The organism is Autumnicola tepida, from assembly GCF_031846485.1.
Taxonomy (GTDB): domain Bacteria; phylum Bacteroidota; class Bacteroidia; order Flavobacteriales; family Flavobacteriaceae; genus Autumnicola; species Autumnicola tepida.
The window spans coordinates 59662-77207 of sequence record NZ_JAVRHQ010000021.1 but is presented as its reverse complement, the minus strand read 5'-3'; the positions used below and the strand labels follow the sequence as shown (position 1 = coordinate 77207).

The 17546-nt window shown below is 41.2% G+C and carries 16 protein-coding genes and 1 tRNA gene; 8 read left to right on the top strand and 9 right to left on the bottom strand.

Annotated features, from left to right (window positions below; all coding sequences use genetic code 11):
• Positions 1 to 41: 41 nt before the first annotated feature.
• Positions 42 to 731 (bottom strand): zinc metallopeptidase, encoded by a 690-nt coding sequence (locus RM553_RS15090; protein ID WP_311535777.1) that lies wholly within the window; start codon positions 729 to 731, stop codon positions 42 to 44.
• 185 nt (positions 732 to 916) lie between these two features.
• Here RM553_RS15090 and pyrH point away from each other — a divergent pair, with 185 nt between their 5' ends.
• The 8 genes from pyrH (at position 917) to RM553_RS15050 (ending at position 11885) form a co-directional block, all read left to right on the top strand.
• The gene (pyrH, locus tag RM553_RS15085; RefSeq protein ID WP_311535776.1) at positions 917 to 1624 is read left to right on the top strand and encodes a UMP kinase; all 708 of its coding nucleotides are present in this window, start codon (positions 917 to 919) and stop codon (positions 1622 to 1624) included.
• 32 nt (positions 1625 to 1656) lie between these two features.
• Entirely contained in the window at positions 1657 to 2208 is a 552-nt protein-coding gene (gene frr, locus RM553_RS15080; protein WP_311535775.1) for a ribosome recycling factor, read from the top strand.
• A 120-nt stretch (positions 2209 to 2328) separates the two neighbouring features.
• Complete coding sequence (locus tag RM553_RS15075) at positions 2329 to 4794, top strand: DUF5686 family protein (RefSeq protein ID WP_311535774.1); 2466 nt, start codon at positions 2329 to 2331, stop codon at positions 4792 to 4794.
• 76 nt (positions 4795 to 4870) lie between these two features.
• Complete coding sequence (locus RM553_RS15070) at positions 4871 to 7291, top strand: efflux RND transporter permease subunit (RefSeq protein WP_311535773.1); 2421 nt, start codon at positions 4871 to 4873, stop codon at positions 7289 to 7291.
• Between the two features lie 69 nt (positions 7292 to 7360).
• Positions 7361 to 8803: an asparagine--tRNA ligase gene (gene asnS / locus RM553_RS15065; RefSeq protein ID WP_311535772.1), complete on the top strand. Its 1443-nt coding sequence runs from the start codon at positions 7361 to 7363 to the stop codon at positions 8801 to 8803.
• 65 nt (positions 8804 to 8868) lie between these two features.
• A complete protein-coding gene (locus RM553_RS15060; RefSeq protein WP_311535771.1) occupies positions 8869 to 9735 on the top strand; it encodes an RluA family pseudouridine synthase in 867 nt (288 codons plus the stop codon).
• Positions 9736 to 9819: 84 nt separating this feature from the next.
• Positions 9820 to 11280 carry an RNA polymerase factor sigma-54 gene (gene rpoN / locus RM553_RS15055; protein ID WP_311535770.1) on the top strand — a complete coding sequence of 487 codons (1461 nt, stop codon included), beginning with the start codon at positions 9820 to 9822 and terminating at the stop codon, positions 11278 to 11280.
• Positions 11280 to 11885 carry a hypothetical protein gene (locus RM553_RS15050; protein ID WP_311535769.1) on the top strand — a complete coding sequence of 202 codons (606 nt, stop codon included), beginning with the start codon at positions 11280 to 11282 and terminating at the stop codon, positions 11883 to 11885. Before rpoN ends, RM553_RS15050 begins: the two co-directional genes overlap by 1 nt.
• Here the strand turns inward: RM553_RS15050 and RM553_RS15045 are convergent.
• The 8 genes from RM553_RS15045 to RM553_RS15010 form a co-directional block, all read right to left on the bottom strand.
• Positions 11880 to 12602, bottom strand: a complete 723-nt coding sequence (locus RM553_RS15045; protein WP_311535768.1) for a porin family protein — start codon at positions 12600 to 12602, stop codon at positions 11880 to 11882. The two genes, RM553_RS15050 and RM553_RS15045, sit on opposite strands and share 6 nt — an antisense overlap.
• Before the next feature lie 94 nt (positions 12603 to 12696).
• Entirely contained in the window at positions 12697 to 13176 is a 480-nt protein-coding gene (locus RM553_RS15040) for an ExbD/TolR family protein (RefSeq protein ID WP_311535767.1), read from the bottom strand.
• 39 nt (positions 13177 to 13215) lie between these two features.
• Positions 13216 to 13827: an ExbD/TolR family protein gene (locus tag RM553_RS15035; protein ID WP_311535766.1), complete on the bottom strand. Its 612-nt coding sequence runs from the start codon at positions 13825 to 13827 to the stop codon at positions 13216 to 13218.
• A gap of 3 nt (positions 13828 to 13830) precedes the next feature.
• Positions 13831 to 14268, bottom strand: coding sequence for a hypothetical protein (locus RM553_RS15030; RefSeq protein WP_311535765.1), 438 nt, complete (start codon positions 14266 to 14268; stop codon positions 13831 to 13833).
• A gap of 17 nt (positions 14269 to 14285) precedes the next feature.
• A complete protein-coding gene (locus tag RM553_RS15025; RefSeq protein ID WP_311535764.1) occupies positions 14286 to 15095 on the bottom strand; it encodes a MotA/TolQ/ExbB proton channel family protein in 810 nt (269 codons plus the stop codon).
• Positions 15096 to 15163: 68 nt separating this feature from the next.
• Positions 15164 to 15251, bottom strand: a tRNA-Ser gene (locus RM553_RS15020).
• A 71-nt stretch (positions 15252 to 15322) separates the two neighbouring features.
• Entirely contained in the window at positions 15323 to 16351 is a 1029-nt protein-coding gene (locus RM553_RS15015; RefSeq protein ID WP_311535763.1) for an asparaginase, read from the bottom strand.
• Entirely contained in the window at positions 16335 to 17477 is a 1143-nt protein-coding gene (locus RM553_RS15010) for a 1-acyl-sn-glycerol-3-phosphate acyltransferase (RefSeq protein ID WP_311535762.1), read from the bottom strand. The genes RM553_RS15015 and RM553_RS15010 overlap by 17 nt, the downstream gene beginning before the upstream one ends.
• Positions 17478 to 17546: the final 69 nt, after the last annotated feature.

Sequence of the window (17546 nt, the reverse complement as noted above, 5' to 3'; positions counted from 1 at the left end):
TTTTATTTTAGATGATTTTCAACCTAATTTGAAATATAATTTTAATCCCTGCCTCCCATATAAATACTCAGAAAGTAAAGCAATGTAGCCAAAGAACCAATAGCAGCCACAACGTATGTTCTCGCTGCCCATTTTAGTGAATCCTCGGCGGCCTCATGCTCCTGCCGGCTAAGCATATTTTCGGTTTCAAGCCATACCAGTGCACGTTTACTGGCATCATATTCCACCGGAAGCGTAATAAAACTGAACAGGGTTCCCAGTCCAAACATAATAATACCAATCAGCAAAATAGTACTCCCCATAGCGGTGGTTGCCATAAGCATTAAACCTCCAAAGATCACCCATTGGGAAAATCTTGAAGCCACACTTACCACCGGTACAAGTTTACTCCTCATTTGCAGCCAACTATAAGCTTTGGCATGTTGCACCGCATGGCCACATTCGTGAGCAGCCACCGCTGCCGCCGCGGCATTGCGCTGTGTGTACACTCCTTCACTTAAATTGATGGTTTTTTTGCTGGGGTTATAATGATCTGTCAGCATTCCTGGAGTGGAAATTACCTTAACATCATAAATGCCATTATCGTGAAGCATTTTTTCGGCAATTTCCTTTCCGCTCATCCCATTTTGAAGATGAACTTTAGAATACTTTTTAAACTTGCTCTTCAGTTTATTGCTCACATACATGCTCACAATAAAGATTAATCCTGCTATTAAATAATATCCTAACATTTTTTGTTTTCTTGAATTAGTAATATTCAGAATAGCAAAAACCCCGCCAATCAAATTACCTTTGGAATTCTGCCATTTTAAGCTGTCAAAATATAAAAGCTACCGGAATAACATTCCTTTTATATATGTTATTTCCCAAACTAAGATATTATCTATATTTGCATCAATCATTTATAATTCTAGCTATGCACTATAAAAGAATACTTCTTAAATTATCCGGTGAAGCCTTGATGGGAGAACGCCAATATGGCATTGATCCCAAAAGACTGGCAGAATATGCCGAAGAAATAAAATCTGTTACAGACCAGGGAATTGAAGTAGCAATAGTGATAGGTGGAGGAAATATTTTTAGAGGAGTTGCAGGCGCCAGTAAGGGAATGGACCGCGTACAGGGCGACCATATGGGAATGCTTGCCACTGTTATAAATGGTCTTGCCCTGCAAAGTGCCCTGGAAGATGGCGGAATTCAAACCCGGCTGCAGTCTGCTATAAAAATTAATGAAGTTGCAGAGCCTTTTATCCGCAGAAAAGCCATCAGGCATCTTGAAAAAGGCAGGGTGGTTATTTTTGGTGGAGGTACTGGAAATCCCTACTTCACCACAGATTCCGCTGCGGTATTGCGGGCAATCGAAATTCATGCTGATGTGATCCTGAAAGGAACGCGGGTTGATGGAATTTACACAGCAGACCCTGAAAAAGACAAAAAAGCTACCAAATTTGACTATATTACTTTTGAAGATGTAATTAAAAAAGGACTGAAAGTAATGGATACCACCGCCTTTACCCTAAGCCAGGAAAATGAATTGCCTATTATTGTGTTCGATATGAACACTCCGGGCAACCTGCTTAAAGTAGTGACAGGAGAAAAGGTTGGAACTAAAGTCAATTTATAACTAAAAAAGAAAAGGTTAAAAATTCTTATACAATGGAAGAAATTGAATTTGTTATAGATACCGCCAAAGAAGGTATGGAAAAGGCTATAGAGCATTTAAAAAAACAACTTGTAAATATACGCGCCGGAAAAGCAAATCCTGCCATGCTTGGAGGAGTGTTGGTAGAATATTATGGTTCTAAAACACCCCTAAACCAGGTTGCCAATGTTACCACTCCAGATGCGCGTACTATTACTATTCAGCCTTTTGAAAAAAGCCTTATTGGCGAGATCGAAAAAGGAATTATGCAGGCCAATCTTGGCTTTAACCCTATGAACAACGGCGACAATGTGATTATTAATGTACCGCCTTTAACTGAAGAAAGACGTACGCAGCTCGTAAAAACTGCCAAAGCTGAAGCTGAAGACGCTAAAGTTGGAGTGCGTAATGACCGTAAAATCGCAAATAACGAACTAAAGACGCTAGACATTTCAGAAGATCTTAGGAAGAATGCCGAAGTGGATGTTCAGGAACTAACCGATGCCCACATCAAAAAGATAGACGAAATTCTTGCTGCCAAGGAAAAGGAAATCATGACTATCTAATCCTTTTTGATATTATAATATTGAAAATTGCCAGATTGTACCTAAAACAAAGGTTACGGTTTGGCAATTTTTATTTTATTTTCACCTGAAATTTGTAATACCTTTTAAACAAAAAAGGACATGCGTAACTGGCTCTTTCTGGTTTTCATTTTTCTTACTGCGGAAGGATTTGCCCAAAACAGCATTTCAGGAAGAATCGTGAATTCTGAAAACGGCGAACCCCTGCCCTACTCCAAAATCAGTTTTGGCAAAGAGCAGGTTTTAACCAATATTGATGGTTCCTTCAGGATTAATTATACGCAGGATAGTTTAAAGCTTCAAATTTCCTACGTGGGCTTCCGCAGTAAAACCCTTAAGGTTTCCCCTACAGTAGAGTATGTATTGGTAGAACTGCAACCTGTTGTAGAAGAGCTGTCAGCCGTGACGCTTTCTTCAGGAGAAAATCCCGCAAATAATATTATCCGCAAGGCGATAATAAACAAAAATAAGAACGATCCGCAAAAGGCGCTGGAACATTTCAGCTATAAAACCTACACCAAATTGCTTATTGATAACCTTTCAGAAGGCATGAGGCTGGAAGCTGACACTTCCAATCTGGGAATGGAAACAATTATAAATACGGGAAGGGCATATCTTTCAGAAAAAGTTTCCAGGAACACCTACAGCCGGGGCAAAGGTTTAAAAGAAATAGTATTAGGGCTGGAAACCGCAGGATTTGAAGAACCGGTTTACGAGGTCCTGTCCCTGGAAAGCAATCCGCTTTCTCTCTACCAAAATGACTATAAACTCTTTGGAACAGATTATGCTGCGCCACTGGCCAATGATGCTTTAAAAAATTACCATTTCACCATTCTAGACACCACCGCTGCTCAAAGGCCTGCATATGTTATTTATTTCGCGCCCAGGAGGGAAAAAGTTGTGGCAGGGCTGGAGGGCGTGCTTTACTTGGACACTTTAAGTTACGCCATACAGCAGGCGAAAGCGCAGTTGCTGGGTGCTATAAAACTGGAAGTAAACCATTATTATAATTATTATCCCGAAGAAGATTTGTGGTTTCCAAAAAAGCAGGTAACCAATATCCGCCCCGGGTCTGGAGGCAAGGATATTTCGGTTTTTGGTGGAGTAATTTCGGTTGGCAGCCTTCAACGGGGAAGCGATGTTTTAAGCAGCATGTTGGGAGGCACGGCAACAAATCCTAATGATTACCTTACTTCCACCGCCACAAATTATGAAATCCATTTTGAAGAAGATGTTTCCGGCAAAACCAATGCAGCCAGCATTGAAGTGCTTCCTGAAGCAGGTGAGCGCAAAATTGGGTTTTGGGAGGAAAACCGCCAGCAAATTTATTCCCGGCGGGACCGGAATACGGCTGCGTTTGTGGACAGCATTATTGATGCACAAAATATAGAGCGCAAACTGGAAGTGCAAAAAGCGGTGCAAAACGGATATTATCCTTTGGAATTTTGGGATGTAGACCTGGGGAATTTACTAAAGTACAACCGGTACGAAGGCCTTAGGATTGGCCTTGGCGGAAAAACTAACAAACATTTTTCTGAAAGATTCAGCCTTAACGGCTATGGCGCCTATGGTTTTAAAGATGAAAAATTTAAATACAGCCTGGGAACTGAAGTTTACCTGAATAAATCTTCTGAAACCATTATTGGGCTCAGCTATACAAATGAAATAAGGGAATTCGGAACTTTTGAATACCTGAAAAAGGTGAACGATTTCTCACTTCTTCAACCGCGCTATTCTAATATTACCTATTTCTATAACTATGAAAATTTGCGTGTCGGGCTGGAACATCGCATTATTCCCACACTGCAAGCGAAGCTGGCTGTTAGCAAAAGCCATATTTCGATGAACAACAGCTTTGACTACAATTATATTCACAACGGGAAACATTACTCTGAATATGATCTGGCTGAGGCTACTTTATCCTTTTTATGGCAGCCTTTCAGCAGGTTCCTGCACACCCCTGAAGAATACCAGATAGTTGAAGACGGGTTCCCGCGCTTCACCGCACAGGTTTCGCGGGCATTTAAAGGCATTGCGGGAGGAGATTTTACCTTTACCAGGCTTGGTCTAATTGCAGACCATCAAATAAGAAGGCTGGACCAATCCCGCACCGAGTTCATCCTGGAAGGAAATTATGCTTTTGGCGATCTGCCCTTAACCCATACTTTTCACGCCTCGCCCAACAATGCCAATAAATCTGCAATCCTGAACCGTTTTGCCGTAGCCGGAAACACCAGTTTTGAAATCATGTACTTTAATGAATTTTTCAGTGACCGGCAGGCCATGCTAAACATCAGGCACCAGTTAAGGCCGTTTTATTTTACACGAGGCATTCAGCCGGAACTGGTGTTGGTTTCCAGGTTTGCCATAGGTGATTTTAAAAACAAAAACCTGCACAAAGGCCTAGATTTTAAAACCATGGATAAGGGTTTTTCTGAAGTTGGCATAGAACTAAATAAAATCTTCGCAGGTTTCGGTATCACCACAGCCTATCGGTATGGTGCCTACCACCTTCCCCGTTTTGAGGATAACTTCTCCCTTAAATTCAGCTTTCAGCTACCGCTCTAAAGTGCCTTTTTTTGAGGAGTTTATCCTAAGGAATTAGGAAAGCTTTTTTTACCTTTGCACTCCTTAAAAAATCAGCATGTCTAAGATTTTCAGCTTTGGATTCTGGAATTCCGTAGCACGGCTTATTCTTCGGAACAGGCTAACTATTATAATTCTTATTGTTGCTATTACCATAGGCCTGGCCACCCAGTGGAAAAATATGCGTTTTTCCTATACTGAAGCCAACCTGTTACCGGACGATCATCCTATAAACCAGGCGTATAACGATTTTCTGGATAAATTTGGCGAAGAAGGAAACTTAATTGTTATTGCCGTACAGGATTCGGCTTTGTTCACCCCCGAAAAATTCCAGGCCTGGACAGCCCTAAATGATAGCCTGGAAACTTTTCCGCAGATAGATTACGTACTATCCATCAATGGCTTACAAACCCTTGAAAAGTTTAATGACCCCAATAGATTTGAAATGGTTCCTTTTATTGAAGAAGGAAACCCGGATCAAAACCAATTGCAGGAGTACGAAAATGAGCTTTTTAACGGGCTGCCTTTTTATGAAAATCTTATTTACAGTTCGCACTCCAATACTGTACAATCTGCCCTCTATGTTAATAAGGACATAGTAAATTCTAAAGAACGTAAAACTTTTGTCCTTGAGCAGCTGGAACCACTGCTAAACGAGTTCTATGAAAATTACAATCTTGATGTAAGGGTTTCCGGAATGCCTTACATCCGTACGCTCAATTCCCAAAATATCATCGATGAAATTGGGCTTTTCTTACTCGCCGCACTTGTGGTGACTTCGCTCATTTTCTTTTTCTTTTTCCGTTCCGTGCGGGCGACCTTTATCTCCATGATCACGGTTTGTATTGGAGTAATGTGGGCTTTTGGTGTAATTGGGCTTTTACATTACGAGATTACCATCCTTACAGCCATTATTCCACCGCTCATTATCGTAATTGGAATCCCTAATTGTATTTTCCTTATCAACAAATATCAGCAGGAAATCCAGAAGCACGGGAACCAGGCAAAATCGCTGCAGCGGGTGATCACCAAAGTGGGGAATGCCACCTTAATGACCAATCTTACCACCGCTTCGGGTTTCGCCACTTTTATACTCACTGACAGTACACTGCTGAAGGAATTTGGGATTGTGGCTTCCATAAACATCCTGGCGCTTTTCCTGCTTTGCCTTATGGTGATTCCCATTATTTACAGCTATATGTCGCTGCCCCGGGAGAAACACCTCAAGCACCTTAATAAACGCTGGATTGGTGCTTTTGTTGGCTGGATGGAAAAGATGGTCCGCCACCACAGGATAAGCATTTATATTGCCTCTGTTACTCTGCTGGCATTGAGTATTATTGGCATTTACAACATTAAAGTTTCCGGCAGTTTACTGGAAGATATGCCTCAAAACGCTGAATTCTTCAAGGATATTGAATTTTTCGAAGAAGAGTTTGACGGGATTATGCCTTTGGAAATCCTGATAGATACTAAGAGAAAACAGGGCGTGATGAAGCTTTCCACCTTAAAAAGGATGGACAGGCTGGAAAACCTGATTGCTGAAGTGCCCGAACTTTCCAAACCGCTGTCTGTGGTGCGGCTGGTAAAATATTCCAAACAGGCTTATTACAACAGCAACCCTAAATATTACCAGTTACCCACTTCGCAGGAGCAAAATTTTATCATGCCGTATATTAAAGGCATGTCTTCTACCGATAATCTTCTTTCATCTTATGTGGATTCCACCGGGCAATACGCCCGTATCACCACATTTATGAAGGATATTGGAACGGAAGAAATGGAACGAATTGAAGAAAATCTCTGGCCGCAGATCAATAAAATATTTCCCGAAGACCGTTATGATGTTTCCTTAACAGGCAAAGCCCTGATCTTTCAGAAAGGGACAAATTACCTGGTAAAAAACCTGGTACTTTCCTTATCTCTTGCCATTTTCTTAATCGCCGGACTCATGGCATGGATGTTCCGGTCCTTCAGGATGATCCTGATCTCACTGGTGCCTAACCTACTTCCCTTGTTAATAACCGCGGGAATGATGGGCTTTCTTGGGGTTCCCATAAAACCTTCCACCATTTTGGTATTTAGCATCGCTTTCGGGATCTCTGTAGACGATACCATTCACTTCCTGGCAAAATACCGGCAGGAGCTTAAGAGCAATAACTGGAAAATTAAGCGTTCGGTGTACGCCGCGCTGCGGGAAACCGGCGTGAGTATGTTCTATACGTCAATCGTACTTTTCTTTGGCTTCTCCGTATTTATGATCAGTAGTTTCGGCGGGACTGTTGCCCTTGGCGGACTTGTCTCGGCAACTTTATTGTTTGCCATGCTGGCGAACCTGCTGTTGTTGCCGTCTTTATTGCTTTCCCTGGAAAGAAGTATTGCCAATAAAGAAGTGCTGAAGGAACCGGCTATAGACATTATTGAAAGCCCCGAGCAAGAGGAGGAAACTTCAGAAGAAGAGAAAAACAACAAAAATTAAAATTGAAATTCAAAGCTTTGTGGGCTACAGGGGAAAATTTATCTTTGTTTTCAACAAAATCTAAGCATAATGATAAAGGCAAAAGTTGCTGAAATACTGGACAGCAATCAATTTTTACAGGAGTTTGAAGTGAACGGATGGGTGCGCTCTTTCAGGAGCAACCGTTTTATCGCGCTTAATGACGGCTCCACCATCAATAACCTGCAGTGCGTTATAGATTTTGAAAATACCGACGAAGATATTCTTAAAAGAATAAGAGTTGGTGCTGCAGTAGGTATAAAAGGAAGCTTAAAAGAAAGTGCCGGGAGCCAGCAGCGGGTTGAAATTGAGGTGAAAGAAATTAAAATTCATGGAGACGCGAATCCTGAAGAAGTAAAACTTACCATTCTTTCCCCAAAGCGCCATAGCCTTGAAAAACTTCGGGAGCAGGCGCATTTAAGGGTGCGCACCAATACTTTTGGCGCGGTAATGAGGCTGCGTTCAAAACTGGCATTTGCCGTGCACAGTTATTTTCAGCAGAACAATTTCCATTACGTAAATACGCCTATTATCACCGGTAGTGATGCAGAAGGCGCGGGAGAGATGTTCAAGGTTACCAACCTGGACCTGAAGAATCCGCCAAAAAATGAAGATGGCTCTATCGACTATAAAAAAGATTTCTTCGGAAAAGAGACCAATTTAACCGTTTCCGGCCAGTTAGAGGGAGAAACCTTTGCCATGGGATTAGGCCAGATTTACACTTTTGGCCCAACTTTTAGAGCTGAAAATTCCAATACTTCACGCCACCTGGCGGAATTCTGGATGATAGAACCGGAAGTGGCTTTTTGCGACCTCGACGGGAATATGGATCTTGCTGAAGATTTTATCAAGTATGTGCTGAAGTACATTCTTGAAAATTGCAAAGATGACCTGGAATTCCTTGACCAGCGACTGGCTAATGAAGATAAGGCAAAACCTAAAGCCGAACGCAGCGATATGGGCCTTCTGGAAAAGCTTCATTTTGTACTGGAGAATAATTTTAAAAGGGTTAGCTATACTGAAGCCATAGAGATCCTGAAGGATTGTAAACCGAATAAAAAGAAGAAATTCCAGTACCTTATTGAAGAATGGGGTGCCGACCTGCAGAGTGAACATGAGCGTTACCTGGTGGAAAAACATTTTAAATCACCGGTAATCCTTTTTGATTACCCTGCCAATATCAAGGCTTTTTATATGCGCCTTAATGAAGATGGGAAAACCGTTCGGGCAATGGATATCCTGTTCCCCGGGATTGGGGAAATTGTCGGAGGTTCCCAAAGAGAAGAACGCCTGGAAGTGCTTAAAGATAAAATGCAGGTACTTGGTATAGATGAAAAAGAACTTTGGTGGTACCTGGACACCAGGAAATTCGGAACCTGCGTTCATAGTGGCTTTGGCCTTGGGTTCGAGAGGCTCGTACAATTTACAACCGGGATGAGCAACATAAGGGATGTAATCCCTTTCCCAAGAACACCCCAAAATGCTGAATTTTAAAAAACCTTAATTTGTGATATTTAAAACCTCACAGGATTTTGAACCTGTGAGGTTTTGTTTTATAAATGAAAATTATAGAATCCCATATTGTCCCTTTTATTCATGAAAAAATTCGGCTACAGGAATACCTTGTTTCTATTTTTAAAACTATTCCCAGCCGTAGCGGCATTAAAAAAGCCATAAAGCGTGGGGAAATTCTTCTGAACGGCCAACCCGCTAAAACTTCAGACTGGGTTACAGAAGGCCAGAAAATTGAACTTTTGAAACCTGAAGAAACCGGGAAGAAAATATTTCGGTTAAAACTGGAAGTACTTTTTGAGGATGATCACCTTGCAGTTATTAACAAACCTTCGGGAGTACCCACCAGCGGCAACTATTTTAGAACCGTGGAAAATGCCCTTCCATTCAATTTAAAAAAGTCTGAAAAAGATGCTGCGCTTCCTGCCCCTCTTCCCGCGCATCGGCTGGACAACCCCACCAGCGGACTCGTGGTTTGCGCGAAAACCCGCCCTGCCCTTGCTGCCCTTCAGCAAATATTTAAAGAAAGAAAAGTTCAGAAAATCTATCTTGCAATTTGCGGCGGAAATGCTCCTGAAAGCATGACTTTTAATGAAAAAATTGCAGGAAAAGAAGCTGAAACCAGGATCGGGAAAATCAGGAATTTTCAGTTTAAAGAACAGAGGTTTTCAGTTTTAAAAGTCTTCCCTTCCACCGGAAGAACACACCAGATAAGAATTCACCTGGCCAGGAACGGCTTTCCCATTTTAGGAGATACAGAATATGGCGGCATTCCAATTCAGCATAAAAAAGGGATTTTTCTGGCTGCCATAGGATTAGAATTCCAGCATCCCTGCAAACCAGAGCTTTTAAATTTTGAAATTCCCTTTCCGGAAAAGTTCTTAAACCCAGAGAATTTTATCCAGCTCCCTTAACAAAATTTTACCACAAACATCTACTGTGCCAAAGCTAGTATAGCGTTGTTTTCCTTATTTTTGTAGTAATGCAAAAGGTAATCTATGCTTAAGCAACAATTAAATTTTAAACTTTCTCAAAAACTTTCTCCTCAACAAATCCAGTTGATGAAACTTATTCAGCTGCCTACCCAGGCTTTTGAACAAAGATTGAAGCAGGAAATCGAGGAAAATCCGGCCCTCGAAGATGGCAGGGAAGAAGTGCGGGATGAGTTTGAAGATGATTTTTCCAATGAGAATGAACCAGATGAAGATAATTATGACGAAGCCCTGGAAGATTTTAATGTTGATGAATACCTAAGTGACGACGAAATTCCCAGTTACCGGCTAAACGCCAATAACTACAGTGCCGATGATGATGAAAAGAGAGTGCCTTACGCAGCGGGAACTTCTTTTACACAGCATTTGAAATCCCAGCTCAACACCTTCCGTTTTAATGAAACAGAACAGGAAATCGCCGAATTTCTGGTAGGCAGCGTTGATGAAAGCGGATATATTCGCAGGAGTATCCAGGATATCGTGGATGATCTTGCTTTTACCCAGAATGTTTATACCGATGAAGAAACTGTGGAAAAGGTGCTTCAGCGCGTTCAAAAACTGGATCCCGCGGGAGTAGGCGCAAGATCTTTACAGGAATGCCTTCTTATTCAGCTAAGGCGAAAAGAAGACACAGAAGCGGTTGAACTGGCATATGACCTGCTGGACAAATCTTTTGACCACTTCAGCAAAAAGCATTATTCCAAACTGCTCACCCGCCACGATATTTCGGAAGACCAGTTACGGGATGCGATAGAAGTTATTGAACACCTTAACCCTAAACCCGGCGGCGCATATTCTGGCAACACACGGGTTGTGGAACATGTAATCCCGGACTTTACTATTAAAATTGTGGATGGGGAGCTGGAATTAAGCCTAAACGGGCGAAACGCGCCAGAAATGCATGTGTCCCGTGATTACAGCAATATGCTTAAAGGTTATAAGGAAAGCAAAAAGAAGACAAAAGAGCAGAAGGATGCTGTGATGTTCATCAAGCAGAAACTGGATGCCGCAAAATGGTTTATAGAAGCTATTAAACAGCGGCAGCAAACACTTATGGTTACTATGAGCTCCATAATGAACTATCAGAAAGAATACTTTCTTACCGGTGATGAAAGGAACCTGCGACCAATGATCTTGAAGGATATCGCCGATGAGATAGAAATGGATGTTTCCACTGTTTCCAGGGTGGCCAACAGCAAGTATGTGGATACTCCTTACGGCACCAAATTAATCAAGGAGTTCTTTTCAGAGTCCATGAAAAATGACCAGGGAGAAGATGTTTCTACGCGCGAGATCAAGAAAATCCTGGAAATATCGATTGAAGAAGAGGACAAAAGAAAGCCTCTCACCGATGAAAAACTGGCGAAGGTATTAAAGGACAAAGGTTATCCCATCGCCCGCAGAACAGTCGCAAAGTACAGGGAACAACTGGATATCCCGGTAGCAAGATTACGTAAACAGATTTAATGAAAATTCTTCTAAAAAGCGCTTCCTACGTTTTTCACCCCCTATGGATGCCATTTGCAGGAAGCCTGCTATATTTTTTACTTACCCCACGGTTTTTCCCAGCAGAATTAATTAAGGCGAAGCTCCTCGCAATAGCTATTATGACACTTTTTATCCCCGTGGTCTTTTACTTTTTGCTGAAAAACCTGGGTAAAGCAAATTCCCCTTTTCTTCCCGATGTAAGGGAAAGGAGGTGGCCCCTGCTCTTTTTTGTTTTACTTATCCTAATGGTATTACACCAGATCCTGAACGTCTACAATTATCCCGCGTTATACTTTTACTTTGTAGGAATTTTATTTTCAAGCCTCACCTGCCTCATTCTTGCCTATTTAAGGCTTAAAATAAGCCTGCACCTTGTCGGGCTTTCCGGTTTTACCATGTTTATTATCGCCCTGGGCGCGCATTTCCACTTAAACCTTATATACAGCATCGCTTTTTTAATAACCGCATTAGGACTTACTGCATCTTCACGCTTATATTATAGAGCTCATAGTTATGCCGAACTAGTGTTGGGCCTTTTCATTGGCTTTATCCCCCAGATAATTGTGCTGAATTACTGGCTATAAAATATAAAACATCAACCCCATCTTAAGTGTAGACAATCCAATTTGTTCCTGCTGAAGGTATGCATCCCCAAAAAATGGATTCAGGCTGTAGTAAAAATGAAAGTTGAAGGTGTTATAACCAAAAGTGAAAGTCGCCCCCAGGCGCAAGCGCTCAAGTTCGGGAACTTCCGTTTGTTTTACCTGGTTATTATCCTGCACAAAGTTAGACCTGAAATGATAGATATACCCAAGCCTTAAACCCGCATAAACCCTCCAGAAACGATAAGTAGTTGCAGTAGATGTTCTCCACCTAAACTCTACGGGAGCCTCCACAGCCTGGGTGGTAAAACGATTGGTATCGTAAGAAACATCGTCATCCAGGGCCCGGAAAATACTCTCCCCGTTTTCTTCTTCGCCTATGAACAGGTTTTGTCCATAACTATTAATCGCCCATCCCAAACCAACTCCAAGTGCTATATTGCGTCTCTTGTTTAAAGGAAAATCCCTTACAAAACCAGCCTGAAATCCACCTGAAAATCCGGATTGGGAAATATCTTCAGGTTTGTTAGTAAGTAAATTAAAAGTAAGCCCAACATAAAACTGATCCTCCCTGTACAAACTGTCTATTACCGTAGGAATAGTGTCCCCTATTTGGAATGTAAGATCTTCTTCCTGAGCAAATACGGGATTAATCAAAATAAAAAGAAGAAGACAAAAGAGGGCATTTTTTATTTTCATTTAAAAAAGAAAAAGTTTCAGTATTAAATATAAAAAAACATCCTGTCTAAAAATTTAGACAGGATGTTTTAATTTTAAAATTTCCGAAGGAAACTTACAGATTCTGGGTAGGATCACCCACAACTGTAGTATAGTTAATTTTTAAAGCTTCAGCTTTCCTTAATTCCTGCTTGATATCAGAAACAAGGCCCATATTGGTTTCTTCATCAACCTTAAGAGCTGTTGTCAAATATGGCACAAGCTCTTCCCGCTTCGTTTCCCTTTCCTGAAAAATAAACTGCTGAACGTCTCCTACACTGGCAAATTTATCATTCAACTGGATACGCGCTTCAGTTCCATATTGTTGCTGGTAACGCTGACTTGGTTTTCCGGCATAAATATACATTACCAAATCCTTCTTATCAAGTTTTTCAACCTGGTCTGCAAAAGGTAATTTATTTTGCACCATCAGGGAAGTTTCACGCATTGTTGTAGCCACCATAAAGAAGAAAAGTAGCATAAAAACAATATCTGGCAAAGAGGCCGTACTAATAGCAGGCAACTCTCCGGATTTCTTCTTTTTAAACTTAGACATAAATGGTCAATTTAAATTGTTAATTAAAAAGCCTTAATATCAGCTTCCTTTTGGTTCTGCTTCAGACAATTTTTGCGGAATCATATCCTTAATAGTCTCGATCTTCTCTTCCAGTGCATCTTTATCACCGGTATAATTTGGATCGTTATAAGCAGCCTCCATTTCGTTAAATGTAACGTTGTAAAGTCGCTTAGCCTCCCTGTTCCTTAAGAAATTGTAGGCAGCAACCAGTTCATTTTGCACCGCTATGTAAGTACCGTATTCGGTACCACGGTTGTTCTGCAAGGCAATAACGGCTTTCTGAGGGTTCACCGACAGGTCCGGATCTCCGGCACCCTGGCAAAAACTACACGCTTCATCACCGGTACCCCCACCATTATCAAGAAATTCTATTGCAGCTTCGCGAAGCTCACTAAGTTGCATCTCTTCATCTTCCACCAACAGGTCGTTATTACTATTTACCTGCACTTCGTAAACATTACGCATTTTCAACGTTGGTGGTTCCACATCCTCATCCTGCCATGGCGGAAGTTTCCTGCTAATACCCTTATCTGTCTCGATGGTTGTTGTAACCAGGAAGAAGATTAAGAGCAGGAAAGCGATATCTGCCATAGAACCCGCATTAACTTCTGGTGATGATCTTCTAGCCATAATTTATTTTATTAATTTTCTCACTCCTGAAACTATCATTGCCCCAACGGCGATGGCTGCAAGGATGTAGAAAGTTACCAGGCCTGCACCTACCCAGTGAGAGCCATTGGCAGAAAGTGTTCCACCATCCTTCAAAATCACTTCAGATCCATCAGTAACAAGATAAGCTACAATTATTATTGCCGCAAAAGCACCAATAGAGATAAGAGTGTTCTTTATATTTCCCCTGAACAGCCCTGCGATCACAAAAATCGCCACCAATACTATAACCACTGCCAGTACTATGTAGGCTACCCACATAAATGGTACCAAAAGGCTGGTTTGCAAATCGGCCGAGGCGTCAATGGCATCATCACCTGCCGCAATGATCCTACCCAAAAGGATAAGGCCAATAACGCCGATGACAATAGCCAGATATTTTAATATTTTATGTAAGGTCATAATTATTTTTTCTGGTCTTAAACTCTTTTTCTGTTTTTATAATCTACCAACATATCAATCAAAAGGATTGACGCATCTTCCATATCGTTTACGATACTGTCAATTTTCGCGATGATGTAGTTATAGAAAATCTGAAGTATAATTGCAACAATCAGACCAAATACGGTTGTAAGAAGTGCCACTTTAATACCACCGGCAACAAGTGAAGGCTGCATATCTCCCGCAGCTTCAATTCTATCAAAAGCCTGGATCATACCAATTACCGTACCCATGAACCCAAGCATAGGAGCAAGAGCGATAAATAAAGATACCCATGATACGTTTTTCTCAAGCTGTCCCATTTGTACTCCACCATAGGCAACAACCGCTTTTTCTGCAGCCTCTATACTTTCATCTGCACGGTCAAGCCCCTGATAATAAATAGATGCAACAGGACCACGGGTGTTTCTACAAACTTCTTTAGCTGCTTCAACACCACCACTTTTAAGAGCGTCTTCAACATCCTGAGCAAGTTTTTTAGTGTTTGTTGTAGCCAGGTTTAAATAGATAATTCTCTCAATGGCAATAGCCAAACCAAGAATCAGACACAAAAGAACAATCCCCATAAATCCAGGACCACCTTCTATGAAACGTCTTTTTAATTCCTGATGAAAACCAGCCGATTCTTCGTCACCCACTTCGTCAGCAGCTGCGGCATCCTCATCTTGTTGCACAAAGTTTACGATGGATGTGCTCGGCAATGTTTTCACATTGTTTGCCGCATTTAGATTACCGGCCCCAAGCACCATAATCGCGGCGATTACCAAAATAGAAAATAATCTTTTCATTACTGTTTGTCTTAATTTAATTAGTTAAAGGGTTAAATATAAAAATAAGTTTTCAATAAAACACTTAGCAGAGAGGAAGGGATTCGAACCCTCGATACGCTTTTGGCGTATACACACTTTCCAGGCGTGCGCCTTCGACCACTCGGCCACCTCTCTATTCAAATGTTTACAACGGTGCGGCAAATAACAAAAAAAATAATACATCTTCAAGCATGATGCGTTAATTTTTATGACATTTCGCCCCTTAATGATGTTTCAAAGATAGTTTTAAATACTTTGGGAGATAAATCTTTTTCCAATAAATACATCAGTTTTCCCACAGCTGCTTCTGTAGTTATATCTTTTCCCGAGACTACTCCTATGTGTTTCAGCTCAGTACTGGTTTCATAATTTCCCATGGCAACGCTTCCACCTATACACTGCGTCACATTCACAATTCTTAAGCCTGAGGTGATCTTTTCCTTCAGAATATCAAGAAACCATTTATCGTTGGGTGCATTTCCACTTCCGTAGGTTTCCAGAATAACTCCTTTTAGATTTTCTTTCGAAAGAAGATACTCCACTGTATCCGCAGTAATTCCCGGAAACATTTTCAGAATAAGGATATCCCGGCACAGTTCCTTATGCAGTTTCATTTTTTGCTTTTTATCTGCTTTCCATATCGCCTGATCATTCACCGAAAGATAAACGCCAGATTCTGCCAAAGGCATGTAATTAGGAGAAGCGAAAGCCTGAAAATGCTCTGCATTTATTTTTGTGGTCCTGTTAGCACGATAAAGTTTATATTCGAAATAAAGGCCTACCTCAGATAAAAAAGGCTTGCCTTTTCTTTGCAGACCTGCAATCTGTATACTCGTAATCAAATTTTCTTTCGCGTCTGTCCGCAGATCTCCAATAGGCAGCTGCGAGCCGGTAAAAATAATTGGCTTATGAAGATTTTCAAACATAAAACTGAGTGCAGAAGCGGTATAAGACATGGTATCGCTCCCGTGAAGCACTACAAAACCATCATATTCATCATAACTTTCAGCTATGGTTTCAGCAATTTGCAGCCAGCATTCTGTGTTCATATTTGATGAATCTATAGGATGCTCGAAGCTCACCGTATGGATTTCGTGTTCCAGAATCTTTAGTTCGGGAATGTTTTGCAACAATTCATCAAAATTAAAAGCTTTTAACGCGCCTGTTTCATAATCCTTTATCATCCCGATGGTGCCACCGGTGTAGACGAGCAGGATTTTAGCTCTTTTTCTCATACATGCTTTCTTTGTTGATCACAGGATTTGCATACATAAGCAGATAACTGTTGAGCTCCAGCGCATTTTTATAACCTACCCTTCTGGTAAGCCTCCTTTCAAACTGCCGTTTTTCCTTATCGGTATATTTTGAAGCGTACTTCTCATTATTATTTACCAAATCACAGGCGATGTAATTTGCAGGCCATAATTTGTAGTTTTCATATATTTTCTGATCAATCTTCTCTGCCACGGCCTTGAGCTGATCATTTACTGAACCCGCGTTATTTTCAATTTCAGCAAAAACTTTCTCATCCAAAACTCCGCAGGCACTAATATGGATTCTTCCCTTTTGGCCCAGTGCGCCCTGCATTATGGAATTAAAATCCTCGTTTGCAGATTTCACGTAGGTTTCCTGCATTCGCTTGGCCATTAGTTCAGGCATTTTTAGAATATCGGTAGGATCAAATTCATAAGACATTGCCACGGGCACCATCTTCAACTGTGTAAAATACTCGGCCAGGCTCATGTCTCCTTTAGCCATTGCAAGCATTTTTAAAACCCCCTGCTGCGTATGGTCGCTGCCATCTTTAGTGCGCCCCTCTCGCTGGGCCATCCAGACCGACCTGTTATCTTCAAAAAGAAGTTTCCTGATATATTCTGAAAGTTTCATGGAACTTTTCAGCATTTCCCTTGGCCCCAGGCCCCGAAGTACCAGGAAATTGCGGTTAAGCCGGGAAAGCGCCAGAAGAAAATTCTTTTGAACAAGATTATTGCCTATTGCTGAAGCGGTCATGATCAAATTATGATCATATAAGGTATAATTGAGCAGAGAAGTGTCCAGGATAATATCCCGGTGATTGGAAATATAAAAATAAGATTCGTCTTGCTTCAGCTTATCAAAACCGCTGTAAGTAAGGCCTTCAGTGGTTTTTTCCAGCACTTTTTCTACGGAATGGTATATCACCCTGGTCTGGAAATCCCTTATAGAACGGCATGCCACCACTAATTCTTCAATTTCAGGATATTCTTTTTCCGGAAAAGTAAACTGAAGCAGTGCTTTAACCATAGGATGCCTTACATACTCCCGAAGGGCTTCCTCCACTTCTTCATCTTTATAAAATCTTATATCTTCAAAATCGCTCACTAATTCTTTTTATCTATGCTTCAACAGCTATAAATTAAACTTTTATCTTTTAAAGGCAATATAATCAAA

What these genes read in the sequence shown, in the direction of transcription:
- RM553_RS15090 (WP_311535777.1), bottom strand. Translation starts at nt 731, where the DNA reads ATGTTAGGATATTATTTAATAGCAGGATTAATCTTTATTGTGAGCATG.
- pyrH (WP_311535776.1), top strand. Translation starts at nt 917, where the DNA reads ATGCACTATAAAAGAATACTTCTTAAATTATCCGGTGAAGCCTTGATG.
- frr (WP_311535775.1), top strand. Translation starts at nt 1,657, where the DNA reads ATGGAAGAAATTGAATTTGTTATAGATACCGCCAAAGAAGGTATGGAA.
- RM553_RS15075 (WP_311535774.1), top strand. Translation starts at nt 2,329, where the DNA reads ATGCGTAACTGGCTCTTTCTGGTTTTCATTTTTCTTACTGCGGAAGGA.
- RM553_RS15070 (WP_311535773.1), top strand. Translation starts at nt 4,871, where the DNA reads ATGTCTAAGATTTTCAGCTTTGGATTCTGGAATTCCGTAGCACGGCTT.
- asnS (WP_311535772.1), top strand. Translation starts at nt 7,361, where the DNA reads ATGATAAAGGCAAAAGTTGCTGAAATACTGGACAGCAATCAATTTTTA.
- RM553_RS15060 (WP_311535771.1), top strand. Translation starts at nt 8,869, where the DNA reads ATGAAAATTATAGAATCCCATATTGTCCCTTTTATTCATGAAAAAATT.
- rpoN (WP_311535770.1), top strand. Translation starts at nt 9,820, where the DNA reads ATGCTTAAGCAACAATTAAATTTTAAACTTTCTCAAAAACTTTCTCCT.
- RM553_RS15050 (WP_311535769.1), top strand. Translation starts at nt 11,280, where the DNA reads ATGAAAATTCTTCTAAAAAGCGCTTCCTACGTTTTTCACCCCCTATGG.
- RM553_RS15045 (WP_311535768.1), bottom strand. Translation starts at nt 12,602, where the DNA reads ATGAAAATAAAAAATGCCCTCTTTTGTCTTCTTCTTTTTATTTTGATT.
- RM553_RS15040 (WP_311535767.1), bottom strand. Translation starts at nt 13,176, where the DNA reads ATGTCTAAGTTTAAAAAGAAGAAATCCGGAGAGTTGCCTGCTATTAGT.
- RM553_RS15035 (WP_311535766.1), bottom strand. Translation starts at nt 13,827, where the DNA reads ATGGCTAGAAGATCATCACCAGAAGTTAATGCGGGTTCTATGGCAGAT.
- RM553_RS15030 (WP_311535765.1), bottom strand. Translation starts at nt 14,268, where the DNA reads ATGACCTTACATAAAATATTAAAATATCTGGCTATTGTCATCGGCGTT.
- RM553_RS15025 (WP_311535764.1), bottom strand. Translation starts at nt 15,095, where the DNA reads ATGAAAAGATTATTTTCTATTTTGGTAATCGCCGCGATTATGGTGCTT.
- RM553_RS15015 (WP_311535763.1), bottom strand. Translation starts at nt 16,351, where the DNA reads ATGAGAAAAAGAGCTAAAATCCTGCTCGTCTACACCGGTGGCACCATC.